This is a genomic window from Enterococcus sp. AZ095a, assembly GCF_050546735.1.
Lineage (GTDB): Bacteria > Bacillota > Bacilli > Lactobacillales > Enterococcaceae > Enterococcus_D > Enterococcus_D entomosocium.
In genome coordinates this window covers 1,731,993-1,758,968 of record NZ_CP172953.1, presented here as the reverse complement: position 1 = coordinate 1,758,968, position 26,976 = coordinate 1,731,993, and the positions used below count along the sequence as shown (strand labels likewise).

Below are 26,976 nucleotides of genomic sequence, written 5' to 3'. Positions count from 1 at the left end.
ATATGTTGCCTTGATTTCCTAACTTTCTTTTGTCACGGGTTTTGGATCAATCGTGCTAATTGTATACGTTGCACTGCGGCGTTCATAGAAAAAGCGGCTTTCTTTTTTTATTGCAGCCCAAAAGAGATTCATGTAAAAGCCAAACTGGATCAAGCCAAAAATGACCACCATCAATAAACTGACGACCAGAAGCAGCGTATTATCCGAATCAAGAAACGGTGCAAAAAAGATGTTGACCCGACTGATGCTGGCATAAATCAGATAAAACAAACCATAACGTTTCAATAACGCAGCCAAGCTGACCCTCTGACGGGCTTCTTGCATGATTTTGATTCGTACGAGTTTTTTTCCAATCGTTTGTCCTTTGGCAAGATAAGCAAACAACACAAAGTACAGTAATACTTCAAGAGCAAAGTACCAATAGTCCCCACTAAAGTCTCGTACCGTCTGTTGAGTAAGCAAACGAACAGCGATCACCACAATGAAACTGACCACATTCAGTATTCCCCAATCGATCAACCAAGCAAATATCCTTCGGGTTACGGTTACCCGAGTACCTTTGGCGTATGAATCGGCATCCATCTCTTCTCTTGATGGCAATAAGAACGTAAATAGCGGGGCAATGCTCCACCCCAACAATCCTCCTAGTGTATTGACAAAGAGATCATTAACATCAAATAAGCGATAAGGACGGGGATAAATAAAATAAAGTCCTGTCAGCTGAGTCAATTCAAAAAACAACGTCAGACAAAACGTAATCGCCAGCGTTTTCAGAAAAGAACACTTGAAGTAATAACGTAAGTAAACGCCGAAAGGCAAGGTCAACAATAAATTAAAGAGTGGTTCGAGAAAGACCCCCTGCTTCATGGCAGGAAGATAGGTTTGCGGGTCGTGGATATTTAAGACCGTCTGTTGGACAAAATGGTGCCAGGATGCTCCTAGCTGCAATTCCATCTTAGGACCAGTCATATGAGCTACCTCTTCAATCGAGGGTAATGGCAGAATAACTAAAAAATAGGCGCATAATAAATAGAAGACAAACGAATAAAGAACCAGTGCACGAGAAAAGATAAAACGACCGTATTTTCGATATTGGATAACAAAAAAAATCATTGATATCGCCAATGCTAGAAATGGAAAAACCAGCAGAGCAACCTTTATTGGGGTAATATAAGCGGACATAAAGAACTCCTTCACGTTTTCTTTTTATCTTACACGCTATTTCCCAAAACGTAAATTTTGGAGTATCATAAAAGAAAAGGAGGTTAAAAAACCATGTTAAATCCCTATTTTGCCTTTGGCGTACCGGCATTCCTTTTGGTTTTATATGTAGCTTTTGCTCTTTTTCGCCGGTCTTCCGATATACCCTACTTAGGATTTGCCCTATTCATCATTGCTGGTTTTCTGACTGGATTTAGTTTACAAGTCATTCAACAAGCCATCAATGAAGTGGAGAAAACTTCTCTTGAACACGTGCAAGAAACCCACCTTTACTCGCCCTACTTATTAGCGATTCCATTGATTGTGGGCATTCTTTTACTTATTCTCAACTTGATTCGCGGCTATCTAAAAGTCAAAAACGTTCGTCTGCGGACAAAATAAAAGCAACCTACCTAGAAATACGAAATGATCCTGTTCCTCTTAATGGGAAATGAGATCGCTTCGTATTTTTTTTGGTAAGCTGCCTAGATTGCTAAATCCCTTCAAAAGATCCAACCACCACTCCCGTAGTAAAACAGTTTATCAACCACAAAAAGCGTTTATTCGTCGGCTAGTTCTTCATCCAGGTCTGTCTCTGACGTATCAGCAAAAGATTCTTTTACATCATCATTGACTTGTTCCAATAAATATTGCCAGTCACTATTCGACACAACCACCACATCGATATTCTTTTCTTCATCGATCAGCTCGAGATTCGAAACATCCTCTCCTAACTGCTGGAATAGGTCAATCAATGTTTTGTCTTGGAGTGTTACGTATTCAGTCCGTTTCATTCTTCTTCCCCCCATGAATCAAAAAATTCATAAAACAAGATATCGAAACTAGTAAGATCGGTCATCTTTTGTAAAGTAGATAGATCTAAACGAATAAACGCTTTTTCCACTAATAAATAATGGTTTTCTTCCAACGCTTCTTCGATAAATGGTAAAATCTCTTCCTCGTCCCCTAATGTCTCACTAGAGATTTGTTCGATTTGATCAAACAAGCGATCATCTTGCAACAAAAAGAATTGATCGTCGTAAAGATAGACTGCGATTTGATATTGCCGGATGGGTAGCTCAGCCCGAATGACAAAAAAGCATTCCCCTGAATTGGAAATCGCTGGCAATAGTTCACTCGGTTGTAATGCCTGTTGGTAGTACATTTCCATCCCTCCTTTGTACTTACTATTATAAAGAACAATAAAGGAAAAAGGAAATAATCGAATTGCAGTTTAAAAAACTCTAAACAAAGTTAGACATCCCATTCTGCATAGAATTCTTCTAAAAAATCCTTCATGAAAGCCACGCGTCGCTGAGCTTCTTTTTTGCCATAATCCGTGTTCATCTTTTCAGGGAGCAAAAATAGTTTCTCATAAAAATGATTGATCACCGTCGTCCCTTTTCGGTAATCCTCATGATTTTGAAACGTCTTTGGGGCTAAGTCACTGACATGGATCGGGTGTTGATGACTGCCACCAAAATAGCTCGTCCGTAAAATACCGATCGCACCTAAAGCATCGAGACGATCTGCATCACGAACGACGCGGCCTTCTACTGAGACAACTTGTGCGCCTTGCAAAAGTTCTTTTGAAAAAGACAGATTTTCGATAATAGAAAAAATTTCTTTCGTTTGTGCTTCACTTGCCCCTGCTGCAGTCAAACAAACTCGCACTTCGGCATAAGCCGCTGTGACATCCGCCACAACTTTGTCATCCACCGTATCATGCAAGTAAGCTGCTGCCTGTACGACAAAACGATCAACCGCCAATTCGTCGGCATCGATGATAGCTTGACTTAAGCCCGCCACCCGTTTGACATGATCAAACCCATGTCCTGTGTAATCATTCCCCAAAATACTTTCGGCATAGGCAATTACTTTGCTAAGATCGGTAACATTGTTTTCTTCCTTCATCTTTCTCCTTCTTTCGATACGAAAGCAGCAAGCCTTCCTTTTTTCAGTGGTTATCGATACAAAAGGAAAAGAAGTTCAACAAAACGAGCACCCCACGAAACAGTTAGGGCGGCAACGTCTTGCGAAGCTTCTTTTCACTCGTTTCTTTTAAGCGAAATCTTGCGTCTCGCTGATTTTATAGACACTAAAATAGATCTTACGTAAATAGTCTAATAGATATTGAGGATTCAATAATTCATCCGTTGCATCTAAAATCAATTCATTTGGTTTCTTTGATGCCCCATATTGATGGATATTTTCAGTCAGCCATTTACGAATCGGTGAATAATCATCTGAAGCCAACACTTCATCGACATTGATTTCTTTTTCCATCGCATGCAGTAATTGCGCGGCATACATATACCCTAACGCATAGGATGGGAAGTAACCAAAGCTGGAACCTGACCAATGAACATCTTGTAAGATTCCTTCAAGGTCATTCTCTGGACGAATCCCTAAATATTCCTCGTATTTGTCATTCCATATTTTCGGCAGTTCATCGATCGATACTGTTTCGTTAAAGATCATTTTTTCGATCTCGTAACGAATAATGATATGGATTACGTAAGTCAAACTGTCAGCTTCAATACGGATCAAGCTGGCTTTAGAATGCTTCAAAGAATCATAGAAGGTGTCAAAAGACACATCATCAAACGAGCCTTCCGCACATTCTTGGAAAAATGGGTATTGCTTGGCCCAGAAATTGCGATTACTGCCGATAATGATTTCATTAAAAAGCGATTGAGATTCGTGGATCCCCATAGACGCTCCTTCATGAACCGGTGTTCCTTCGTATTTTTCGTCAATATTTTGCTCGTACATTCCATGTCCGGCTTCATGAATTACACCGAATAGTCCCATTGAAAAATCGTTTTCGCTCCAACGAGTAGTCAAACGCACATCGTTGTGATTGATCCCCGTAGCAAATGGGTGGACCGTATTATCCAAGCGGCCGCGAGAAAAGTCATAGCCTAAGTCGGCAATCACTTTTGAGATAAATTTACGTTGCTGCGCTTCGGTCATCTTACGTGACAGGATCGAAGTATCTGGTGCTGTTCCTTTTTCAGCCAATTGACGACGAATATCCATGATACCGTCTCTCACTTGTGAGAAAACATTATCCAAGATCTCAACCGTCATATTTGGTTCGTATTGGTTTAACAACACATCATAGTTTGTCAGCTCATTCTTCTTCCAATAAGGAATCAATTCTTTCGTCAAGCGAATATTTTCAGAAAGTGCGTCTTTAAATAAAGAAAAATCTTTTTCTTTACGGGCTTTGAGCCAAGCAGTATGTGCTTTTGACGTTGCTGCGGAAGCCGCCATCGCCAACTCATTTGGTACATCTTTTTGCAATTCATACTCTTCTTTGACTAGCTGATAAGCCGCTTTCCCAACTTCTGATAATTCTTCTGGGTGTTTCCCAAAATAGCTGATTGCTTCTTGGATCGGCTCTCCAATTTTTTTGTCAAAATAGAGGCCATATAAATAGCTGTCAACTTCCGCCCGGTAATCACTGGCTTTTTCTGGCATCCCCGTTTGATTGTCCCAGCCTAAGATCCCCATTGCTTGTTGTAATAGATCGATTTCTTTTAATTCTTTCAGAAATTCTTGTTCTTTCATTCAGCAAACTCCTTTTTGCGTGGCGGACGTTGTCCCCAGTATTGGAAGAGATCGGTACGAATCGCACCGTTGTATAATTTGCGTTTTTTTGTCGCTTTTTCGCCGTAATGGGTCTCAAAAGTCAAGTCACTGGTCAAAAAGTACTTGCTCCAGGTTTTAAGCGGTCGAAACACTTGGCCCATTTCTTGATACAGTCGCTGAACAGACTCTTCTTCTCCTAAGCGTTCGCCATAAGGAGGGTTAGCCACAACGACACCATACTCTTTTTCTGTTTTAAAGTCTTTAACAGCTTGTTGTTTGAAGGTGATCGAGTCTCCTAGACCGATTTCTTCCGCATTCCGGCGGGCGATCTCAATCATTCGACCATTGATATCCGAACCGGTAATATCTAATTCGACATCATAATCTGCTGCTTCATCTGCTTCTTTCCGTACTTTTTCAAATACTTCTGCTGGGAACCAATCCCACGTTTCGCAAACAAATTCCCGATTAAATCCAGGGGCGATATTATGGCCGATCAAAGCTGCTTCAATACACAATGTGCCTGATCCACAAACGGGATCGACAAAAGGCTTGTCTTTGTACCAATTTGTCAGCATCACTAAAGCCGCAGCCATGTTTTCTTTCAGAGGTGCGCCCCCTTTTTCTAAACGATAGCCGCGTTTAAACAAACTAGGGCCAGTCGTATCCAATGTGATCATCGCATGGTCTTTCAATAAAGCGACTTCTAATTGGAAAAAAGCGCCAGTTTCAGTCAGCGGCACACTTGCCGGACGATGATATACTTCTCTTAAGCGATTGACGATTGCTTTTTTGGTAATCGCTTGGCAGTCAGGTACACTATACAATTTTGATTTGATTGATTTTCCGGCTACTGGAAATTCAGCGTCTAACGGTAAAAAGTCTTCCCACGGTAACGCTTTAACTTCTTCAAACAGCTGATCGAAAGTCAATACGTCAAATTCCCCAACGACGATTTTGATACGGTCGGCTGTACGGAGCCACAAGTTCGCGGTAGCAATGGTCTCCATTGTCCCTTTAAAGCGCGCTCGGCCGTTTTCAACCTCACACTCGATCCCTAAATCCCGTAATTCTTTGCCCACTAGTGCTTCTAAACCGCTCGCAGCGGTGGCAATACAATTAAATGTTTTTTCAGTCATAACGCTCTCCTTCTTGGTATAAAAAAACCTTCCGTTGCTGGAAGGATTCCCTGATAGGTTGTGATTTTCTATAAGCCATGTTTTGTCCGTATTTTCCTCAGGGAGAAGAAAACACTGGGTAATTATCTATCTGCAATTACTTGCCTTCTTGCTCCGTTCATTTCCGTGCAAAAAGTGCCCCTACCATTGTTTGGGTTGCTCGCTCGAGGGGTTTACCGCGTTCCACCAAGACGGTTTCCCGGCTTGCTTCGTCACTGTGGCACTTTCAAGGATACTTTGGCATAGCTTGCACCTTAGCCATTTTTCCTGCCGTTACTTTCTCAAGTACCCTAGCTTATGGTTTCGCTAGGCACGAACACTACAAGCGTCTCAGCTTGTGCGAGCATGGACTTTCCTCAGCATAATCGAGTTATGCCGCAATTACCCGAAAATCACAACTATCTTTTCTACATTAGAATTGACGGGTTTTTTCGTTGTCGTCTTCAAAATCAGCATTTGTATAGTTGCTGTTGTATGAAGAAGAACGAGTGACAGGTTCTGATTCACGATCAAGCTTTTTGCCAAACACTTCTTTTTCAAGATTAGACAAACGTTTTAAAATATCAAAATTTGTGACTGTTTGGCTTTTCGGTGCTTCTTGTTGAACACGAGAAGCGATTGCTTGGTTTTTCGACAATTGATCGATTTTCGCTGTCAGACGATCGTTTTCTTCTTGCAGGGCTAAGATCTCTTTATTGTAGCTTTCGTAGTCTTTAATGATATTATCTAAAAACTCGTCCACTTCCACTGGATCATATCCACGCATTTTTGTTTTGAATTCTTGTTGCAGAATATCTTTTGGACTATAAATTAAATTTGCCATTATTTACACCTCATTGTTTATTCCAAATGGTTTTCACTTTCTAGACCATTCTATCAAAAAATATACGAAAATCAAAGTAAATTACTATCAAATGTTGCGTTTTGTAAATCATCCATTGTTATTTGATGAATAAAGTAGGGATTTTGCTCACTATAGGCTTTCGCATCTCTTAAGAAATAATTAGGTTTTCCTGGAAATTCGTCATCATATAACACAAGTGCACCTTCAGTATGCTCCAGTAAAAACGCTGTGTGATTTCTTAATTGACTGGGGTCTTGGTAAGGCTTATGGCTGGTGGCATTGACATAATCGGCAAATGACTTCGCTGTTTGCAGTGCCTGTTGATTCGTTTCGTTCCAATTTTCACCAAACCCTTCAAAAGGAAAAATAATTCCTAGTTTCAGTTCCGGGTATGTTTGTTTTAATTGTTCAATGGCTTCGGCACACCACAGCTCTGCTCCAAGATTCCCGCTGATCAAGAGCCATTCTAGCCCTTCTTCGACATAATTGGTCAATGCCGACATTATTACTTTCTTAATAACTGCAATCTTGGGATCTTTTGCTTGAAAGACACCTAATTCATAATTACGATAGCCAGTAAAGTATAAGGTTTTCATTGTTTCTCTGGTCATCTCTTTTCTTTCCAAACGACTTTTTGGTATAATGTTGCCTAGGAGTGTGAACAACATGGTTATTCGTTACCCGAATGGACAATCTACTACCTATGATGACGGCAAAAAACAAAAAATGCAAGAAAAACTAATAAAGCCAAAAACGTATGCCAATCGTGGGATGCGTTTTGAAGAAGCGATCAATGAAAGCAACCTTTATTATTTAAATCGCAAACTTGCGGTCATTCATAAGAAACCGACACCAGTTCAAATCGTCAAGGTAGATTATCCGAGAAGAAGCGCCGCCGTAATTAAAGAAGCCTACTTTCGAGAGGCCTCTACCACCGATTACAATGGGGTTTATCAAGGGCAATATATCGACTTTGAAGCGAAAGAGACTCAAAACAAAACGTCATTTCCCTTTAAAAATTTTCATCCACACCAAATCAAGCATATGGAAGACTGTTTGGAACAAGCGGGATTATGTTTTGTTCTTTTATGGTTTTCTAGTCTACAACGCTGCTTTTTTCTAGATAGCAAGTGCTTAGTTTCTCAGTGGCACCTGCAAAAGGAAACTGGAAAAAAATCAATGACGTTGGCCTATATCGAAACCAATGGGATCGAAATCATCCCCACTATTGCGCCGCGTATTCCCTATTTAAAAGCAGTTGATCAATTTTTAACGATGAAGGAGAATGATGAGTATGGCAAATGAATCACAATCGAGGACCTCTCGGCATGATTCTAAGAAAGGCACTGCTAAAAAAGCACCAAAGCCCCCTAAAGCCAAAGGCAAACGAAGTATTGGGAGTATTATTTTAAAAGTGTTTATGGGCCTATTTTTCTTAGGCTGTATCGGGATTTTATCAGGAATGGGGCTGTTTTGGTGGTACGCCAAAGATGCACCAGCACTTGATGAAACACGTTTGGATTCGACTGTTTCTTCGCGCTTTTATGCCTCCAACGGTGAATTGATCACTGAATTCGGAAGTGAAACGAGAGAAAAAATCACCGCAAGTGAGATTCCCCAACTGCTGGAAGATGCGATCGTCTCTGTCGAAGATCGTCGGTTCTATCAGCATATCGGGGTCGATCCGATCCGAATCGTTGGTTCTGCATTATCCAATGCCACAACCGGCGGTATGCAAGGCGGAAGTACGTTGACTCAGCAATTGATCAAGCTGTCCTTCTTTTCTACCAGCGCCGAAGATCAAACGTTACGAAGAAAAGCACAAGAAGCTTGGATGGCGGTTCGGCTTGAACAAACCAAATCAAAGCAGGAAATTTTGACTTACTATATTAATAAGGTATATATGTCCAACGGGGTTTATGGAATGCAAACAGCTGCTATGAAGTTTTACGGCAAACCTTTGGCTGAACTAGACCTAGCGCAAACCGCTTTGATTGCTGGTTTACCAAATGCCCCTTCTGCGTTTGATCCTTTCGCTCATCCTGATAATGCGAAAAGTCGTCGAGATGTGGTTTTAGGCGCAATGCTTGAAAACGAGAAAATCACGCAAGCGGAATATGATTCGGCCGTTGCCGAAGATATTCAAGAAGGATTGCAAGAAAACCCGCGAGAAAACCAAGAGTGGAAGTACTTTGATAATTACTTCAACGAAGTGATCGCAGAAGTCAAAGAAAAAACCGGCAAAGATGTTTATACCGATGGCTTAGATATTTACACCAATGTAGATATCGATGCGCAAAAACGGTTATATGACATCGTCAACAGCGATGATTATGTTAATTATCCAGACGACAAGATGCAAGTTGCCGCTACTTTAGTTGATGTCAATACGGGCAAAGTCACGGCTCAAATTGGTGCCCGCAACGTTGATGACGTTCTCGCAAACAACCTGGCTGTCAACGTCGCTCGGGACTTTGGATCGACCGTTAAACCGATCACAGACTACGGCCCTGCCTTCCAATTTCTACAAGACTCTACCGGTAGAATGATTTTAGATGAACCTTATACTTATAAAGGAACCGATATTCCTGTGTACAACTGGGATCGCCAATATATGGGCAATATCACGCTTCGAACTGCTTTAGCAGAATCCAGAAATGTACCAGCAGTGAAATTGTTTGATGAAGTTGGAGCGGATAATATCGCCGACTTTCTTAGCGGGTTGGGTATCGAATACCACACGATTACTCAATCTAATGCGATTTCTAGCAATACGGATAAATTAGATGGCACAAAATATGGGATCTCCAGCCTGAAAATGGCCGCTGCTTATGCTGCGTTTTCAAATGGTGGCACCTATTATGAACCTCAGTACGTCAACAAAATCGTCATGCAAGATGGGACCGAAGATGAAGAATCCTTTAAAGTTGATGGTCAAGAAGCAATGGATGATACGACGGCTTATATGGTGACCGATATTTTGAAAGATGTTATTTCTGTCGGTACTGGAACCAATGCGCAAATCGATGGGTTATACCAAGCAGGGAAAACGGGAACTTCCAATTACACCGATGACCAGCTAGCACAACTGGATACATCAAACGGTGCTTATCCGGATATTACTTTTGCCGGCTATACTCCCTCCTATTCATTGGCGGTATGGACCGGATACAACGACAAAATGACACCGATCACTGATAGCAGTACCCATGTGGCTTCAGATGTCTATCGTGAATTGATGCGCTATGTTTCTGCTTCTGTAGAAAACACGGACTGGACAATGCCAGATGGACTGACACGGATCGGAAGAGAGCTTTATCTTGAAGGGACATACACGCAGCCAAGCTATTCAGCACCAAGTTCGTCCAGCAGTAGTTCGTACGTTGAACCGACGACACCTTCTACAGAAAGTAGTGAAGCAACACCATCAAGTACAACAGAATCATCAAGCGAAGTGACACCCCCAGTGACAACACCTGATGAGGATGATTCATCTTCGGTCGTTACACCTCCTGCTTCTAGTCAGGATCCTGGCTCAACAACGCCTTCCAGCAGTGAAGAAAATCCTTCCTCACCGCCGGATCCACCAGAACCAAATGATGGTAACTCCGAATAACTGAGAATAGTGAAAAACAGTAGATCAGATTTTGATCTACTGTTTTTTTTACTAACGACCATATAAATGTAGAAGCTTACTTTTCAAGTTCTTCAAAAAGCAATTTTTTATCTGAAAGCTGATAAACTTGATTATGCAGATCGTCAAACAAATGAATCACATTTTCTTTTGTCTCGTTCACTTCAAAAAGAATCTCCTTGGCACGATCATGAATGCCATCGATTCGCATTTCTGTCGTACGGATCATTCGTTCAGATTCGATCTTCGCTTCTTGAATCGTGCGATTTGCTTTTCTTCTAGCAAAGACTAAAACCTCACTGATTTCTGTTTGGAACTGCTCGTTTTCGATTTGTAAGGTTGCATTTTCTTCCCGTAGTGATTCGATCTTCGCCTGAAGCTCTGCGACTTCTTCATTTGATTCGCTAGCTGAAACTTTTGCTGCAAGCTCTTCTTTTTCTGCCAATTGCTGTTTCAAATCAGCAATTACTTCTTGCAACTGCTGGATTTCTTGCCGCTTCAACGTCCATTCAGCGCGTTCCTTTTCGTAATTTTGTTTCTCTTTTTGCTCTTTTTCTTGCTGAACAGCTAACTTAGCTTCTAATTGCTGGATCTTTGCTTCAAGTTTTTCTGTATCTACTTTTCTAAGCTGTTCTTCTAGGTCTTTGACTTTCTTATTCGCTTCTACTAGCGAAGCTTTTAATTCTTTTGCCTCTGCTTCTTGTTGAGCCACTACCTTCTGCTGTTTTTTTAACTGTTTTTTTTCTTCCTGTAGTTGCTCGTTTTCTAAAATCAATTCTTTAATTTCAAAAGATAAATTTTCAATCATATGATCCTTTTCTTGTTCTTCCGACTCTTGCTTATGTGTCTGGTTTATACTCAATTCTTTCTCCATACGTTCTCCTTTATCTTCAACGAGTTGACTATCCTTGGCGTGGTTATCACGGTTCCCAGAGGATTTTTGCTGCACTGCTATCTTTTTGACACTTTGATCTGTCTGTTGATCAACAGACACTCTTTGGTGAGAAATCGGTTTTGCTAAAGTCTGTGCGACAGGTTTCGCTGTTTCTTTCTGGGTTTTAGGGGGTTCATTGTCCGCTTGTCGATTGGTTCCTTTCTCTTTTTTTTCAGGCGTAGCCTTTGCGGACCCTTGATCCTCAATGATTCCCTCTTCTTGATTTGTCTCCTCAAATTCATTCAGCTCTCCTATGGATAATTGATTTACTTCATCCATTAGCTTTTGGACAGAAAACAAACCTTTGTTTTTCTTTTTCATCATTAATTTTTCACACTGCCTTTTTGTTCATTTGTATTGATCGTTTCACTTTGATCCGTTTGAGGAGTAGAGGATATGCTTTCGCTCCCCTCGTTATTAGCTACTTCTTGAGCGTCAGTGTTTGGAAAGCTGCGTTCTAAAAGGGTCCAAACTCCATTCTCGTCACGAATGAACGTCTGCTCAAAGGACTGATCAGAATCCTTGGAAAATTGAACAGAGAAGGTTCCTTGGGTGATCAAGGGAACGTTCTGCATATCATGGAGTAGACGAGAAAAATTTTCTTCCCATCCGTTTAAGTCATCAATTGATGGTAATTTGCTAGATAGAACAATCGAGATTTCTTGCAAGGGCTGATCAACAAAAATCATCGCTACGGTGCGACCTAGATATGGTGATAACTGATAGGCCAACTCATATTCAGCTGCAAACTGTGCTTCACGATCATTGGATACGAGTAAATGCTCCCAATCAATCGCTTCAAAAGCAAAGCCGTTCTCAGGATAAGCAAAAATCGGCATACGCATCCATTCCGTTTGCTCAGTTCTTAGCGCGAAGACTTCCTCTTTCAATTGACTAGTTTCTTCTTGCAGCCTTTGCAAATGAATGCCGCCTGTCAGCTGAAAAACTGTTAGTAGCAAGACACTTACGATTATGGCACTACTGCAGCCCAATACAATTAGCAGGTGCCCACTGCGCAGGTTGTGCTTAAATAAACGCAGTTTCCTTTTGGCTAAAGCATCTGACGACAGCTGCTTTTCAACTTTTCTTAATAAATATTCTCGATACAATCGCCAACCGATGATACTACCTGCTCCAATGGCAAGCAGTATCATCCCAATATAGATAAAAATCACAGTCTCTTCCTTCCATCAAAACTAAAATTCGTTTTATTCATCCCTTTTGATACAAACTTAGTCTCGTTGATATGTTGCAAGAAATGAATCATCGCAAACTTCCTTTCAAGAAGCTGATGTGTCAGAAGAACGTGGTCACCACACCATAAAAGGTTTTACTTGAAATGATTCCAAATTCTCTACTATCACTTGAAGTGAGCAGTGCATCGCCAACGACAAAGTACTCATCTTCTTTGAGGTACCCCCGAATCGGCAACGCCTCAACGGCTTCATCCTTCACAGTGATCATAAATGAAAAATCAAAGTCAGTATCCTCCGCCCCAATCAACAAACGCTCCTGTGTACGAACGAAGGAATCCCCCGGCACACCAATCACTCTCTTGATCAAAAATTTCCCTTCCTGTTCGAAAGCGATCAGCTGATAGCGATTTGGCTGGCGCTTTTTATGGATCAGCACAACTTGTCGATCCTCGATCGTCGGCAGCATGGACGTTCCTCTGACTAACGCCAGTCGATACGGCTGAAGAAACGCAATAAGCAAAAGGACCATCAAAAAGATACCGCTGATAGGAAGACCTATTTGTCTATGCCTTTTACTCATATTGCCAGCCCTCCATCCTTATTTTGGCATAATATATGAAACACTTGATGAGTGCGCCAATTCATTGCTGATCACGCGATAAGAGATTGTGGTTCCACCATAGACATTTCCTTCTGAAACCAAAATACCATTTGGACCAACGGCTTCAACAAAAGCGACATGCCCATAACGAGGATCAGATCCAGCTGTTCCAGGTGCAAAAGAGATCATACTGCCTGCTTTAGGTGTTTGACTGACGTTGTAACCTAAACGTCGTCCGGTATTGCCCCATTGACCACCATTTCCCATGTAGTCATCTACTTGACCGCCTAATTGACTCACGCGATTGAACACATACCAAGTACATTGTCCAACAGGATACGAACCAGAAAGATTGTAGTCACGACCGTTGTATTCTCGAAATGTCATGAGGGAGCGATACTCTTCTGGAATTTGTTCTTTTCCTTGGATAAACAAGCCTGTTTCTGTTGCGATCACTTGGTCATATTGCGTCAATCCATAGACCGCAATCAGTGAATTGATTTTTTTACTATAATTAACATCGGTCGCATAAGTGCCCGTCAAAGCATCTGCTGCCCGAAGATAGTTTTTTGATTCAGAGCGCCACACGTCTTGATAAAAGGTTGGATTTCCAGTGATTCCTCCGCGAATCAATTTGACATAATCAGCCATGGAATCTCGATAACTTGAATAGGAACGAAAGGCGGCTTGAATTTGGAATAGTTCTCCGTTGCCTTTATCTTCCATTGTTGGTAAAGTCACGCTGTTTCCTTGATAACTGCCTTTGATCCCAAAAAGGTTATAATGGGGACTGCTGGAAAGCCCGCTGTCGCCACTGCCGCTTTCAAGGATCGCTTGCGCGATCAATACAGAAGCAAAGACATCGTATTCTTGCCCTAAGCTTTGGGCTTCTTGTGCCAATGTTTCAATAAACGTCTGGGTCTTTTGATTCACTGTAAATTCGTAAGGGGCTGGATATTCAGTAACTAGCTTTTCGCCATATGTAGCCAATTCAGGATTTGATAGCCGTCTGATCGATAGCAGCTCTTCGATAGAAACCCGCTGAACTTCGATGGCAGTTTTCGTTGGCTCTTCTTGATTTGTCACTAAACTTGCTTGGTAACCATCTGCGAGGTAGATACCGATTAACTTATTTGCGTCATATAAAAGATCCCCCGGTTGTAATTGTTCAACCTGCTGTTCTTTTTCTATCCAGCTAGCTTCTCCTTTTATCACCGCTTTGATCCGTTCATTGATCCATTCGTCCATCGTCAATGGTTCTTCTAGTTCACCAATTTGCCCGATGATCTCGTAGACGAATGCCGCTTGCCATTGCGCATCATAATCAGCTAATATCGGCAAGGTGAAATCTAACAGATTCGAATCTGCGATCTTTGCTGCCCGAAAACTCTCTGGTAAATCAATGGTACGTCCATCATAAAAAGAATTTTTCCAGTGAGAAGTAGCATCTGGTGATTGAACGACAGGGTTTATTACTTGCTCAGGTGCAATAATCGGAGGTGTTTTCGGCTCCTCTTTTTTTGCATTTTCAGTATTTTCGTTGCTCTCAGTTGAAATTTCATTTTCTTTTGGTGCCAATGACTCATCAATCAAGTCGGTCTCTTTTGGCTTGTTCTCTGTTTCTACTTCTAGATCGTCCGTTTCAGCATCTATTTTTTCCTCTTCCTCGGAAGGTTCCGCGGACTCTGATTCCTCTAGTTCGGTCGTTTCCGATGACTCGGTCGTTTGCGTTGAGTCTGCTTCTTCAGACGAATCAAGAGATTCTACAACGGTATCTGCTGTTTCTGAATCCATAAGCGGCTCATTTGATTCGGAGGATAACTCGGTCGAGCCCTCCGTTTGCTCTTTGCTGACGTCTTCTTGACTCTCTTGGGCTTCTGCTGCCGATGAATCTTGGTCATCAAGTTGCTGTTCGACATTTGTATTTTCTGAATAGTTATCAGGCTGAGGGCTTTCTTTCGCCAGTAATACGGGAGAAACAAAAAGTTGGCTTGCTAAAATCCCAGCACTGAATAATGTTAAATATGACTTCTTTTTTCTACTCTTCATACAGTTTCCTTTCTCTTGTTTCAGCCGGCATCCTTGGTTTTGATCAAAACCTGACGAACTGATTCAAAGTTGCTTGAATAGTTTTTGCACGAGTTTAGGTGAACTCTGTATCTTCGCGATTATTTTTGAAGCAAACGATTGATTTAGCCAGCTTAAGCAGATTTTGCTCAGCAGCGTGATCTACCATAAAAAAGCGTTAAAATCCACTGCTTTTCAACCGATTTATTCACTGTCTTCCTATCAAGAATGGAAGCTGTCATAGGCGTCAACAGCTTCCATTTGATAAGATTGAGCATCGATCATTCGGTAGATGGGACAAAACTTAACTCCCATTCAATCGTTGCTTGATAGGTCATGTTACGCGGATTTGATCCAATGGGTACTTCAAGTTTGACACTATCCCCCATCGTCCCCATATCCCCGTAGCGCTGAATCCAGGTACCGCTTCCTTCATTTGCATCCGCTTCAGCGATCAAAGCGGGTACCCCAGGATCAAGGATCATTGATTCACTATAAGTGGGAGGAATTGCTGAATTGGCGGCATTCGTCAGCATAACTGCATTTTCTAAAATAATTCGTGCACCCCGAAGTTCTTCTCCTCGATCATTACGAAATCCTGCAGCGGATAATGTCGCGTTTAATTCCCAGCCGGTAAATTGAGCGCGCCGGTCAGAAATCTGCACGTAATTTGGCCGTTCCTCAGTTACTGAGCCATCAGCACTGCTAAGACGTTGTGGCAATGCCTTGTACTGTTTGGTATCTGCACTTATTGATACATCTCCAAAGCTATACTGGGAGATGAAATCGATACTGATAAACCCTAAATGTTCTGGTATATCCGGTTTATTTTCTGGATTCACTTCAATATCTGGCGCGATCGGATCTCGTGGATTCATTGTGGCAATCTCTTGAACAACTGTTTCAGCTGTATCAAATTTTCCATTTAAGAAAGCGTAAGCCGTCACCGTATTATGTTTTGTAAACCGCTCCCCCTCGGCTAAGGTCAAGCTGAAATCACCATTGGCATCTGCTTGAAGATGAAACAAGCTGTTATCATCAAAAGAGGGTGATTGCAGTTGCGGTGCGGGAATCGCTGGATCTCCGTCAAAACGAATCACACTATATGGTGTGGCTTTTCCCCTAATGATTCTTGAGCCTTCCAGTGCCGGATCTTCCGTTAATGGTTCTAAATGAACCTCGACATCTGGAATATATTCAAATAGAATACGTTGTGCTCTTGTGGTAAAATTCGCGCGAAAATGATCAACGATCTCTTGTGAGATGGAAGAAACATTCGAAATCGATGACAAGGTAGAGGCAAAATTCACTTTTAAATTGAAGATTGGACTCCAACTGAAGTCTGGTTCCTCCGTCAAGTTTCCATGCCGCCATTGCTTCGCAGCTTGAATATCCACATCTAATAGCCCGCCGCTGCCGGAAATCGAAATAAGGCTACTATTTGCTGCATTTCCGGTAACCGCCCTTGTTTTCTCTAAATTGATGCGTTGTGCATCCGCAAAAGTGAAGGTTGAGGCCGAGCTCAAAAATGTCATCAAGGAATGAGAGGGATTGGTTCCGTCCGACTTAATATCCAAGACTCCTTCTTTAGCAACAATAAATGTGGCGGCACCGGCTACATGGATCACTCCGGAGGTGGTGGTCCCTTGATTCACTGCATCAATTTCGACACTGCTTTTATTTCCAATAAGCATCGTGCTTCCAGCACCCATGTAGATAATGTTATAGCCCCATCCATTGAGGCTTGTGGTACGTCCGTCAGCTTTGATTACCACTTTGCTATCCTCAGACATTTCAAAGTGGGCGCCGCTAGCATACATACTGATTGCGGGGGAGTTGGCTCGGGCAGTCAAATGAAGCTCTGATCGATTACCGATATTGATCCGTCCATTCGCAATATAAATATTTGCTCCAAAAGCCTCACCGGCTGTTCCAGCTGCACGCAGAGACATCTTTGCATCATTGCCAATAGTCATACGCCCCGTTGCATAATATAAATAGATATTGCCGGAATTTATTGTCGACATGTCAACTGTTGCGTTATCAAGAATTTCCAATTGTGTTACTTCCATATTTGCTTGGTTGGTTGCATTGATCGTTTGCACACGTCCAGATCTGGAAGTATATGTCGGAGTTTGATGCGATATTACTTCGCCAGACATAATAACAGGTGTCGCTAACGAGTGGATCAACTGATTGCCCGCGTTGGTTAAATTGTGGTAACGCATTCTGGATAGATTTTGTTGCGGAATACTCATATTTGTAAAATTCATGAAGCCATAATAGTTGCCATGAACGATATCGATATTTTGGTACGTGATATCCCACGGCGATGCACTATTGACGGTACTATCATAAAATCCGACAGCAACAGCTCTAAAGTCGATTTGATACCCATTGCCTTCGATCACAAGCGTTCTCGAAATTCCAGAAGCATTGGTCCAAATATAGGCTACCCCATTCGACGGGTTGGAAGTTGCACTTCCCGCAGCCACTCCGGAAACTCCTTGAGTAGGATTGTTTGATGATTCAAAGTCATTTACGATATTGATATAATTTACTTCTCTATTCACGATTGCCGCCATAAACTCTTGCCAGTTGGAAACATCCCGATGACTGATTTCGTCTAACGGTGTGACCGGTTCTGTCAATTGGGCAATTGCTTCTGCTTGGTCAGCTTCTGTGTCTTGCTGATTCTCATTTAGTTTCGCGTCATTAGAAGGTTGCGTGGTTCGTTTCCCTTCCTGCGGCGTGTCTGATGGTGAGACCTCTGTCTCGATCGTTTCATTATCTGCATCATCATCCAAGTCCTCTTCCCCGTCATCTTCTGCCTGTACTTCGATCGTTAGTTCCGCTTCACCTATAAAAAGTCGATAATCGCCTATTTTATTAAAGACGATAGGAATCTCGAACTCCATTAGCTCTTCATCAAAGGTGAGCGTCCATTCCTGTTCTTCTTCAGACAGCTTCTTATTCTTCACTTCTGCAGCAAATTCTTCTTCCACGATCGCTGCTTCTTTCGCTACAACTAGCGTAATCTCATTTAAAGGTTGGCTTGATACGACGAAAACGTCGATCGGTTGATCCACGACACCTTCAATCACACTAACTGGAAACTGAAAAAAAGGTTGATGGATGTCAAATTCTTTTGTTTGGATCGGTTGTGTTGCTTTATCAAGCAAGGACATATTCTGCGTTTCGTCCAACGGTTCAATCGTGTGATCGATGGCGTGGATTTCCGGCAATAGGATACTGCTCAGACTTGGAAAAAAAGTTTGCACACTTAGTAATCCAATAATGATCGCAATTATTACCTTGTGCGGGGTATTCTTCATTTCAACTTTTCCCACCTTCCTTTGCATTTTTTTTCTTATGAACAATTAGGATGATCGCAATAATTAGAAGCAAGCTGATTAGACCAGCCGTGGCGATCATCCACCAATTGAGTGACGTATCTACAGTGACATCGAGTTCATTTAAGCGGCGAGCATCTTCTGCCTCTACGCTAAATATCTGTTCCCAAGACCACTCTTCCTCTCCTGACCGCGCAGTAAGATTCAATACATACTCCCCATTACGAAAACGATCGCCATCCAAGGGAATTGGGAAATGCATATGTGAATTAGGAGCCATTTGCATAGATGATTGACTTGTTTCATATAAGTTCGTCTCACCACCAACAGAACGAATTTCAGCTGTTACTTCCAATTGATTGACAAATGTTGCTGTATAATTTTGGATAACAGCACTAAATACGTTTCGGTAGTTTACTTGATCGGCAAAAACATCAAGCAGTTCCAATCCCGGATCCGTTGCGGACCGATTGTTGCTTACTACCACACCAATGACATAGGAAAATGCATTCCGAATGCCTAATCCTTCTTCAGCAGATTGTGTTTGCTCCTCTTCCGAAATAACCTCTTTGATTCGAATGCCACCTGCCAAAACCCCTTTGAATTCCTCTTCTGGCATCGTAATCGGTAAAGAAATGATTCGTTTTTCTAATGGATCGAACAATACGGTTTCAGGCACCTCTACCAGTTCATCAATTGATGCAGGTAAAGTCGGATCAGGGGATTCTGCATCCCTGCCATATTCCACAACACCATTCACATTCGTAAATGCCGTATGGGCAGAAATTTCTATTTCGATCGCTTGATCAGAACCATTTTCGATCTCTAAAGCCAATTCATCACGTTCTCCTGCCCCAAGATTTAAATCGAAATACCCCAACGCCCCTCCTTCCAGCTGACTTTCCGGTAAGATAGGCGTCACATAAAAGTTTAATTCTGATTCTGTCTGAGCATAGCTCATTCTTGGTGAAAAAAAGAATGATAGTAGGATGACCGCACAGGTAACCGTTTTTATCCATTTCATTCTCATACGTTGTTCAGTCAAAAGTGGTTCTCCTTCCAAAAAAGGCAGGAATAATTTACTATTCCTGCCAGTTGTTTCTTGTTGCAAGCTATGATCCTTCTTACGGATTTACTGTTTCGCCGCCACTATCAACAGAAGCAGTTAGCGTCCATGTCATTTCAGCAGTATAGTTAGTTGCTAGCTGCGTGGTAGAGCCTGGTACAAATAGTTGAATATCATCATTTCTGATCATTTCGCCTTCTTGTTTATTAAGATTTTGTTCCGTCAATTTTTCCTGATCTCCCCAGTAAATCGATGAAGCGCCCGCGCCTTGACCGACCGAAGCACGCATGACAGGAATGTCTTGATCGTTGACATCTAGGATCAACGCATTTTGTTCTTCATTATTGATAACGGCACTTGGCTGTAAGTCTCGATCACCCTCGCCTTTGTTGAACACGATTTCAGGGTTTGCCAACTTGATTTTTGCCCCAGTCAAGACATCTCCTGATTCAGAAGTAAAATCAGTTAGACTAACATTTAATGTCCAACCAGCATGCGTTCCTCGGGTATCTTGCACTTGGGCAAACGATACGTACGGTGTCGTCCCTGATTGATCAGCCAAATTACGCTCATCAGCAACGATTGAATACCAACGATCACTGGTAGAAATAGCATTCTGACCAAAATCGAATGTTTGTGGTGCATAAGCAATGGTAAATGGGCCCGTTTGTCCTGGCGGTGTTGGTTCGATTGTTTCTACTTCTGGGTGCACGACTGGCGGTTGTACCACTGTTAGATCGCTTCCGTCTGAGGTAAACCCTACAACGTTATCGGTAATCGTTTCTAATGAAGATTGGGCAAAGGCTTGAACGCCTCCTGCTAGTAAAGTGGTGGATAATACAGCGACCGTAGCTAAACGAATCTTTTTCATTTCTAGTTCCTTCTTTCTTTTTTTATTCAGTACAAAACCAAGTTACTGAACCGTTTCTCCGTCCGGTCCAGCTGTTGCAGCCAAAGTCCAAGTAAGAGTTGCTTCATAAAGAGCAGCGTCTTTTGCTGTTGATCCAGGAACAAGTAACTCAATTCCAGCATTTTCAACAACCTCTGCACCTGCTTCTACTTGTCGATTGATTTCTTCCTGATCGCCCCAAACGACTGACGATACGCCAGCACCTTTTGTTTGAGCAGCGGTCAGAACCGAACGTTCACTATTTGTAGCATCTAAAATCAATCCATCCGCATGAATTTGTGGCTCATTTTCTTGGTTGCTTCCGTTATATTCCAATTTTGGCGAATTAAAACGAATTCTTGCTCCAGTCAGTTCATTATTCTGTGTTCCTGATTCAAAAGCACTTAAGGAAACTTTTAAATCCCAACCAGCATTTGTCCCACGCGTATCTTGGACTTGGGCAAATGAAACATAAGGAACTCTTTCTTCACTATCTTCCGCGTCTTTTAGCTTGTGTAATTCAGCCACTAGCTTATATTCTTGATCGGTATTAGAAATCACTTGCTCACCGAAATTAAGCGTAGGTGCGTAAGCAATGGTCAATGGTCCCGTTTGTCCTTCCGGGCCGACTGGATTGATCTCTACATCTGGACCATTAGGACCAGGATTTGGTGGTTGAACTACTGTCGCTTCGCTATCGTTTGGTACAAAGAGAACTTTCCCTTCTGTATCATGGTTTGTTACACTCTCAGTAGCGAAGGCTTCCGCGCTAATAGTAAATAAAGTTGCAGCTAAAACAGCTGCCGATGCAAATCGTACGAATTTCAAATTCATCCCTGCTTTCAAATTATTTGTCTTTTCTTTTTAACCATCACAAATTTTGATCGATGTTTGGTATATTGCACATACAATACAACCAGTACAAGCAGTAATCCAAGATAGATTACGCCGTAAGTTCTTGTCTCGTTGGTCTTTGGTAAAATACCACCTGGTTTTGCTACCTTGTTTGGTGGCGATATATTCTCTGTAGGGCCTGCTGGCGGTGCTGGTTCGGGTTGCCCAATAGGCTCATAAACACCGGTAAAGAGCACAGAGCTTTCTGTTTCAACCGACTGCACTTCCTGAGCATTCACCGCTGCCGTAGAAATAGTTATCCCATAAAAAAGAGTGCAAAACAGAACCATACGAACTAATTTCCATACCTTTTCTCCTTTCATTCTCCCTCCTCCTCTATACTTGCCACGTCTTATAAGTGATCTTTTCAAAACAGCGTTTGCCTAAGACCCGTTAACAAAAATGATTTTGAGATCGTTTTAGAATCATTTGAACTGTGCAACGCTTTTTCTGTCATTCGTAAAATAGCAGAGAAAGACTTATAACTTTTGACAAAGTTCACTATACTGATGATTTTCACAGATTTGAAATATTATTTTTCACCAATGGGTGAATTTTCTTATTAATATTCCTTTTTATTGACCAAAAATAAGCATTTTTATAAAAAGAAAGGGTAAAAATTTTGCGAAAGAAGCCCATCATACTAAGCTTACAAATAGTTTCAAAAAAAAGGCGTATTGGAAGGTTCATTTCGCATCGAGCATCACCCCTCACACGATCTATTTGTGAAAAAACACCTGATTTTGAGTGGTGTAATCAAAAAAATTCAGTAAGCTTATGTTTTTCCAGTTACTTGAAAGGGCTTTAATAAAGGGTATTACGTTAATTACCTGTTTTTTTATCAATTTGTGCAAAAAAAAACGCTAAGCGATTTCGCTTAGCGTCTTGATCCTAGATACTTTTGGTCTATGTTCACCATTAAATGGTTTTCTTACCCTTCATCCGAAGTTTTCCTTCTTGGCACATCGCCAACAACGGGCAAATCTCACACTTTGGCGCCCTCGCGGTACAATGATAACGGCCAAAGAAAATCATCGTATGGTGGGTTTTGACCCATAATGGTTCGGGAATCTTTTTCATCAACGTTTGTTCAACTTCTAGTACATTGGCATCTAATTTACAAATGCGCAATCTTTTTGACACCCGTTCGACGTGGGTATCGACAGCGATTGCCGGTATCCCATAGGCATCACCAAGTACCACATTCGCAGTTTTTCTGCCGACACCTGGCAAAGAAACCAAATCTTCTCTTGTTTTCGGCACTTCACCACCAAAACGTAGCAATAGTTCCGAAGCACAAGCTTTGATATTTTTTGCCTTGTTTCGATACAGACCGATCGACTTGATTTTTGCAATCACATCTTCTAAAGGTGCTTCGCTCAAAGCTTGCGGTGTAGGATAAGCCTCAAAAAGTGCCGGGGTGACTTTATTTACCGAGACATCTGTTGCTTGCGCACTTAAAATGACTGCGATCAATAATTCAAACGCATTTTTGGATACCAATTCACCATGCGCTTCGGGAAACATCTCGTACATTGTTTCGATGGCGATCATTGTTTTTTCTTTGCTGATCATAGGACTATTTGAACTCCTTGTCTGTTACTCTCCTTCTAACCAATTATGCATAGGGATTTTGGGCATTGGCCCTTCTTCCTGTGAAATATTCTCATTTTGAAGAAATTGTTTTTTTCTTCTTTTTTGTTCTTCCTCAACTTGCGCTTTCGACGTGATATTCTTACGTTCCCAAGAAAGTAAGATACGATCGATGTAATTTAAGCTATAAGCCTGATTCAAAACCGCTTCTCGCAAAGCAAACTGAATCAGTTCCGGATCGTAATGGTCCTCATCCAACCACTGCCCGATCCGTTGGTATTCGATTGCTGACAATGGCCGACCAAACTCGCCTTCAAACAAGCGATATAACCCACGGATTTTTTCTTCATTTGATTCTACTGCCTCATTTTTCGATTGCTGTGTCAAGAAAAATTCTAAACGGTCATAGATTCCTGTGAAATCATAATAATCAACCATTTTTCCGGCAGCATCTTTTTTTGATTCCATTCGCAGTACATCTTTTTTAAGTAATTGATTTAACCAATGATAAATTTCTTTTTGATCACTCCCCATCACAGAGGCAATCTCACGTAAATCAGGGAAATCATTTCCTTGCTCATGACTGCGATACAACTGCAGCCATAACAAAAATTCGTCATTTGTCAATCCAAGATGATGGTAATTTTCTAAAAGCAAATTTGATATCGTTGTTTGCCCTTTTGCTAAATAGTCCTTTAACGAAACCATACTGTATCCTCTTCTCCTTGATTCACCTGAAACTCTATGATCCTTTGGTCCAGGATCGATCCAATAAAAAGGGGACGACGCAAAGGCGGACGTCCCACGATTCATTCTTGGTTACGCTTTTTCTTTGACTGCTGCGATGATCTCAACTTCAACCAAAACATCTTTTGGCAAGCGGGCAACTTCTACAGCAGAACGTGCAGGTAACTCTTCATTGAACAATGTGCTATAGGTATTATTGAAAGGAACGAAATCATTCATATTTTTTAAAAAACATGTCGTCTTAACGATGTCATCTGGCGTAAGTTCCGCCGCTTCAAGAATCGCGTTGATATTTTTCAATACTTGCTGAGTCTGTACTTCAATCGTCGTACCGACAACTTCCCCCGAAACAGGATCTAATGGCACTTGACCAGAAGCAAACAAAAAGCCGTTTGCGATTTTTGCTTGAACATAAGGACCGATTGCTTGTGGTGCTTGATCTGTAGAAATTATCTTCATTTTGTTTCCTCCTCTTTCACTTGGCATTCGGGACATAGACCATAAACTTCTAGTCGATGGTTATTTATTTGATACCCAGTTAATTTCGAAGCCGCCATTTCGACATCTTCCAATCCTGGATAGTAAAAATCAGCGATCTTTCCACACTTTTGGCAGATAGCATGATAATGAGGCTCCGTTGTAAAATCAAAACGACTGGAGGCATCTCCATAATTCATTTCTTTTACAAAGCCAATTTCTGTGAACAAACGTAAGTTATTGTATACCGTTGCGACACTAATACCAGGAAAATGAACTTCAATCGCTCGATAAATCTCTTCAGCGGTCGGATGGGCATCGTGACTGGCTAAAAACTCTAATATCGCTACTCGCTGCGGTGTAATACGAATATTTTCATGTTTTAATCGTTTGATCGCTTCATCGTAGATCGTACTCACAGGAGTTCCTCCATTTCTCTTATCTCACCTATCATACTATGTAAAACCTAAAAATTCAAACAGCTTTCCTTATTTTTTCAAAGGCAAAACGCTTTTTTCAGCCCGCTTCCATCCCCTTTTTTCGAGAAAGAAAAGCAGACATTTCAATGCCTGCTTTCTCTCGATTGTTAGTCTTCAAACTGATACAGTGCTGTGGACAAATAACGTTCGCCATTGTCAGGCACGATTGCTAAAACTTTTTTGCCTTTGCCTAGTTCTTTTGCTACCTGTAAAGCAGCTTGGATCGCAGCCCCTGAAGAGATTCCAACTAAAATCCCTTCTTTCATCCCAACTTGCCGTGCAGTTTTCATCGCATCGTCACTGGCAATTGCAATGACTTGATCATAAATTTCGGTATCTAATACTTTAGGGACAAATCCAGTACCGATCCCTTGAATCTTATGCGGTCCTGGCTTACCACCTTCTAAAATCGCAGATTCAGCAGGCTCAACACCAACTATTTTCAAATTAGGATAGACGCGCTTCAGTTCTTTGCCCGCTCCAGTGATCGTTCCACCAGTGCCGATTCCAGCGACAAAAGCATCTAAACCTTTTGATTCAAATGCATCCTCAATTTCTTTTCCTGTCGTTTTTTCATGAATTTCTGGGTTAGCTGGATTTTCAAATTGTAATGGCATATAGTAGCCGTCTTGCTCCGCTAATTCTTTTGCTTTGTTAATGGATCCTGTGATCCCTTTAGACCCAGGCGTCAAAATCAACTCTGCACCATAAGCTTGTACGATTTTCCGTCTTTCGATACTCATCGTTTCTGGCATAACCAACACAACCCGATAGCCTTTTGCCGTACCGATCATGGCTAAACCGATCCCCGTATTTCCTGAGGTTGGCTCGATAATCGTATCGCCGGCTTTCAATAAGCCGCTTTTTTCGGCTTTTTCAATCATGGCTAAAGCAATTCTGTCCTTTACGCTACCCCCAGGATTGAAAAACTCTAATTTCACATACACATCAGCAGAACCTTCTTCTACGATATGATTTAATTTGACGATTGGCGTATGACCAACTAATTCATTGACCGATTGATAGATTTTTGTCATTGAAAATCCCTCCCGTTCTTATTCTTCCATTCTACCTAAAATACCTCGGAGTTGCGAATAAAAAGTAAGCAATTTCAAATTTTTTTCATATAGTTTTATACTTTGTTCTATTTCCACTGACCAGAGTTTGATTGCCACGCCAAAAAAACCTTAAGATTGGCTGCAATTGTAGTAATCCATCTTAAGGTTTTTAACTTACTTATACGATCAACTCTTGTCCGATAACGATGATCTCACTGGATAATCCATTCGATGCCATCAACGCATCAACGGTTGTGCCAAATCGGTTGGCGATATCCCAAAGCGTATCCCCAGAAGCAACTTGATAGCTCTGTGCTGAAGATGTACTACCTGAATACGTGGTCGTCGTTGTTTCGCTGGTCGTTGTGCTAGTTGTGTTTGTCCAGGCTGTATTTTGTGTCGTTCCTGTATCGAACCGTGTAAGCTGATAGGTTTCGATCAACCAGTTCAGTTTTTGTGCGTAACCTGGATCGGTAGCATAACGTCCCGTCAAGTAATTCGTTGCATCATAAAATGAGGTTGTTTGGCTTTTCCAGACACCACTGTAATGAGCAGTCCCTGTCGCGAAACTTGTACTTCGCAAGACGTTCGCATGATCCTGAAACGATTCCCAATAAGAGTTATATTGACGAAACGGTTCATTCATCTCTACCCACTGACCATTCAAATACTCTTGGGTAGGCATATACACACTTTGTCCGTTGTAACTGCCTTTGACCCCAAATAAATTGTAATAGGGGGCATTGGATAATGCGGAAGAACCATAGCCGCTTTCCAAAATCGCTTGAGCGATCATCACAGAAGCATATAGATCATTGTTGGCAGCAACATCTTGTGCTGACCAGCCAATTTGTTCGATGAACCCTGAGATGTCCTGCGTCGCATATTGATTCTCAGCAGCTTGTACCTGTTGAGGAACGAAAGTGACCGTCATTGGCGCTAACATCATTCCTGCACCCATCAAAGAGACCACCGCCTTTTTACTAGGTCTTTTCATCGTCTTCTTTGGTTGATGATGTCTTTCACTTCTTGTTTGATAACTTCCCATCTTTTTCCTCCAGTAACTGTACGTTTTTTCAAATAAATCAATACAGCTATTATACGGAAAAATGCCTAGCAGTGCAAACAATGTTCACTTCCGACCCGAAAAAAGACTTTTAAAAAACTTT

The 26,976-nt window shown here is 41.6% G+C and carries 26 protein-coding genes and 1 other RNA gene; 3 read left to right on the top strand and 24 right to left on the bottom strand.

What is annotated here, in order from left to right; genetic code table 11:
* Positions 1-18 precede the first annotated feature (18 nt).
* Positions 19-1,182, bottom strand: coding sequence for a VanZ family protein (locus tag IGJ26_RS08135; RefSeq protein WP_008379845.1), 1,164 nt, complete (start codon positions 1,180-1,182; stop codon positions 19-21).
* 93 nt (positions 1,183-1,275) lie between these two features.
* On the opposite strand from IGJ26_RS08135, the gene IGJ26_RS08130 reads away from it, so the two are divergent.
* Positions 1,276-1,602, top strand: a complete 327-nt coding sequence (locus IGJ26_RS08130; RefSeq protein ID WP_005236019.1) for a hypothetical protein — start codon at positions 1,276-1,278, stop codon at positions 1,600-1,602.
* A 158-nt stretch (positions 1,603-1,760) separates the two neighbouring features.
* On the opposite strand, the gene IGJ26_RS08125 is transcribed toward IGJ26_RS08130, so the two are convergent.
* The 8 genes from IGJ26_RS08125 to IGJ26_RS08090 all read right to left on the bottom strand — a co-directional run bounded on the left by IGJ26_RS08125 (position 1,761) and on the right by IGJ26_RS08090 (position 7,415).
* A complete protein-coding gene (locus tag IGJ26_RS08125) occupies positions 1,761-1,994 on the bottom strand; it encodes a hypothetical protein (RefSeq protein WP_005236021.1) in 234 nt (77 codons plus the stop codon).
* The gene (locus IGJ26_RS08120) at positions 1,991-2,371 is read right to left on the bottom strand and encodes a hypothetical protein (protein ID WP_005236023.1); all 381 of its coding nucleotides are present in this window, start codon (positions 2,369-2,371) and stop codon (positions 1,991-1,993) included. Before IGJ26_RS08120 ends, IGJ26_RS08125 begins: the two co-directional genes overlap by 4 nt.
* An 83-nt stretch (positions 2,372-2,454) precedes the next feature.
* Positions 2,455-3,114 (bottom strand): HD domain-containing protein, encoded by a 660-nt coding sequence (locus tag IGJ26_RS08115; protein ID WP_008379840.1) that lies wholly within the window; start codon positions 3,112-3,114, stop codon positions 2,455-2,457.
* 147 nt (positions 3,115-3,261) lie between these two features.
* Positions 3,262-4,776, bottom strand: a complete 1,515-nt coding sequence (locus IGJ26_RS08110; RefSeq protein WP_005236028.1) for a carboxypeptidase M32 — start codon at positions 4,774-4,776, stop codon at positions 3,262-3,264.
* Positions 4,773-5,936: a THUMP domain-containing class I SAM-dependent RNA methyltransferase gene (locus IGJ26_RS08105; RefSeq protein WP_005236030.1), complete on the bottom strand. Its 1,164-nt coding sequence runs from the start codon at positions 5,934-5,936 to the stop codon at positions 4,773-4,775. Before IGJ26_RS08105 ends, IGJ26_RS08110 begins: the two co-directional genes overlap by 4 nt.
* Positions 5,937-6,002: 66 nt before the next feature.
* An RNA gene (gene rnpB / locus IGJ26_RS08100) (RNase P RNA component class B) lies at positions 6,003-6,368 on the bottom strand.
* Positions 6,369-6,387: 19 nt separating this feature from the next.
* Positions 6,388-6,798 (bottom strand): cell division regulator GpsB, encoded by a 411-nt coding sequence (gpsB, locus tag IGJ26_RS08095; protein ID WP_005226142.1) that lies wholly within the window; start codon positions 6,796-6,798, stop codon positions 6,388-6,390.
* Between the two features lie 71 nt (positions 6,799-6,869).
* Positions 6,870-7,415: a DUF1273 domain-containing protein gene (locus IGJ26_RS08090; RefSeq protein ID WP_008379834.1), complete on the bottom strand. Its 546-nt coding sequence runs from the start codon at positions 7,413-7,415 to the stop codon at positions 6,870-6,872.
* A 70-nt stretch (positions 7,416-7,485) separates the two neighbouring features.
* Between IGJ26_RS08090 and recU the strand changes: the two genes are divergently transcribed.
* A complete protein-coding gene (gene recU / locus IGJ26_RS08085; RefSeq protein ID WP_008379833.1) occupies positions 7,486-8,124 on the top strand; it encodes a Holliday junction resolvase RecU in 639 nt (212 codons plus the stop codon).
* A complete protein-coding gene (locus IGJ26_RS08080) occupies positions 8,114-10,435 on the top strand; it encodes a PBP1A family penicillin-binding protein (protein WP_008379831.1) in 2,322 nt (773 codons plus the stop codon). Before recU ends, IGJ26_RS08080 begins: the two co-directional genes overlap by 11 nt.
* Positions 10,436-10,511: 76 nt before the next feature.
* Here IGJ26_RS08080 and IGJ26_RS08075 read toward each other — a convergent pair whose 3' ends face one another.
* The 15 genes from IGJ26_RS08075 to IGJ26_RS08005 all read right to left on the bottom strand — a co-directional run bounded on the left by IGJ26_RS08075 (position 10,512) and on the right by IGJ26_RS08005 (position 26,855).
* Positions 10,512-11,711 (bottom strand): hypothetical protein, encoded by a 1,200-nt coding sequence (locus tag IGJ26_RS08075; RefSeq protein WP_430599999.1) that lies wholly within the window; start codon positions 11,709-11,711, stop codon positions 10,512-10,514.
* Positions 11,711-12,562 (bottom strand): hypothetical protein, encoded by an 852-nt coding sequence (locus tag IGJ26_RS08070; protein ID WP_430599998.1) that lies wholly within the window; start codon positions 12,560-12,562, stop codon positions 11,711-11,713. Before IGJ26_RS08070 ends, IGJ26_RS08075 begins: the two co-directional genes overlap by 1 nt.
* Positions 12,563-12,683: 121 nt before the next feature.
* Positions 12,684-13,163 carry a signal peptidase I gene (gene lepB, locus IGJ26_RS08065; RefSeq protein WP_015509748.1) on the bottom strand — a complete coding sequence of 160 codons (480 nt, stop codon included), beginning with the start codon at positions 13,161-13,163 and terminating at the stop codon, positions 12,684-12,686.
* A gap of 18 nt (positions 13,164-13,181) precedes the next feature.
* Positions 13,182-15,233, bottom strand: a complete 2,052-nt coding sequence (locus IGJ26_RS08060) for a glucosaminidase domain-containing protein (RefSeq protein WP_144330375.1) — start codon at positions 15,231-15,233, stop codon at positions 13,182-13,184.
* Positions 15,234-15,532: 299 nt separating this feature from the next.
* The gene (locus tag IGJ26_RS08055) at positions 15,533-18,586 is read right to left on the bottom strand and encodes a WxL domain-containing protein (protein ID WP_255324116.1); all 3,054 of its coding nucleotides are present in this window, start codon (positions 18,584-18,586) and stop codon (positions 15,533-15,535) included.
* 1 nt (position 18,587) lies between these two features.
* Positions 18,588-19,715, bottom strand: a complete 1,128-nt coding sequence (locus tag IGJ26_RS08050; RefSeq protein ID WP_430599997.1) for a DUF916 and DUF3324 domain-containing protein — start codon at positions 19,713-19,715, stop codon at positions 18,588-18,590.
* 13 nt (positions 19,716-19,728) lie between these two features.
* A complete protein-coding gene (locus IGJ26_RS08045; protein ID WP_430599996.1) occupies positions 19,729-20,541 on the bottom strand; it encodes a WxL domain-containing protein in 813 nt (270 codons plus the stop codon).
* 42 nt (positions 20,542-20,583) lie between these two features.
* Positions 20,584-21,387 (bottom strand): WxL domain-containing protein, encoded by an 804-nt coding sequence (locus IGJ26_RS08040; RefSeq protein WP_008379814.1) that lies wholly within the window; start codon positions 21,385-21,387, stop codon positions 20,584-20,586.
* Positions 21,388-21,401: 14 nt separating this feature from the next.
* Positions 21,402-21,776, bottom strand: a complete 375-nt coding sequence (locus IGJ26_RS08035) for an LPXTG cell wall anchor domain-containing protein (RefSeq protein ID WP_429969882.1) — start codon at positions 21,774-21,776, stop codon at positions 21,402-21,404.
* Between the two features lie 595 nt (positions 21,777-22,371).
* Positions 22,372-23,028, bottom strand: coding sequence for an endonuclease III (gene nth, locus IGJ26_RS08030; protein ID WP_005236053.1), 657 nt, complete (start codon positions 23,026-23,028; stop codon positions 22,372-22,374).
* A 24-nt stretch (positions 23,029-23,052) separates the two neighbouring features.
* Positions 23,053-23,754 (bottom strand): DnaD domain protein, encoded by a 702-nt coding sequence (locus tag IGJ26_RS08025; RefSeq protein WP_430599995.1) that lies wholly within the window; start codon positions 23,752-23,754, stop codon positions 23,053-23,055.
* Positions 23,755-23,865: 111 nt separating this feature from the next.
* Entirely contained in the window at positions 23,866-24,252 is a 387-nt protein-coding gene (locus tag IGJ26_RS08020; RefSeq protein WP_005236057.1) for a RidA family protein, read from the bottom strand.
* Complete coding sequence (locus tag IGJ26_RS08015) at positions 24,249-24,689, bottom strand: Fur family transcriptional regulator (protein ID WP_005226158.1); 441 nt, start codon at positions 24,687-24,689, stop codon at positions 24,249-24,251. The genes IGJ26_RS08020 and IGJ26_RS08015 overlap by 4 nt, the downstream gene beginning before the upstream one ends.
* Positions 24,690-24,856: 167 nt before the next feature.
* The gene (cysK, locus tag IGJ26_RS08010) at positions 24,857-25,786 is read right to left on the bottom strand and encodes a cysteine synthase A (RefSeq protein ID WP_430599994.1); all 930 of its coding nucleotides are present in this window, start codon (positions 25,784-25,786) and stop codon (positions 24,857-24,859) included.
* 199 nt (positions 25,787-25,985) lie between these two features.
* Positions 25,986-26,855 carry a glucosaminidase domain-containing protein gene (locus tag IGJ26_RS08005; RefSeq protein WP_016611726.1) on the bottom strand — a complete coding sequence of 290 codons (870 nt, stop codon included), beginning with the start codon at positions 26,853-26,855 and terminating at the stop codon, positions 25,986-25,988.
* Between the last annotated feature and the right edge of the window lie 121 nt (positions 26,856-26,976).